This is a genomic window from Shewanella sp. AS1, from assembly GCF_021412565.1.
GTDB lineage: Bacteria > Pseudomonadota > Gammaproteobacteria > Enterobacterales > Shewanellaceae > Shewanella.
Window position 1 is genome coordinate 1 of sequence record NZ_JAKCLJ010000099.1, and the last position, 286, is coordinate 286.

General features: G+C 65.7%; 1 protein-coding gene. It reads right to left on the bottom strand.

The features are described from left to right. Positions 1-286: hypothetical protein (locus LZP69_RS16220; RefSeq protein ID WP_234201726.1), on the bottom strand; the 286-nt coding region annotated here is incomplete at both ends.

Consider the following 286-nt stretch of genomic DNA (forward strand, 5'->3'; position numbering starts at 1 on the left):
CGTCCGAGTCGACCTTGTTGTAGAGGAACGAGAGCGCGAAGCGGCCGTCCTGGCCCTGGGGGAAGACCTGAAGCTCGGCGAAACCGCCGCGGGTGACGATCTCCGGGGAGCCGGGCCCCAGGAAGAACGGATCGTCATCCCGTCGGTCCAAGTACTGGAGGTTCAGCTGCACTTTCTCGCCGATGTCCCAGATGAGGTCCGGTCCGAACCACGTCGTCGTGTTGATCCGCTCGAGGGCGCCGCGCTCCTTGCCGACGTAGCCGAAGATGCCGAGACGCGTCGGTCC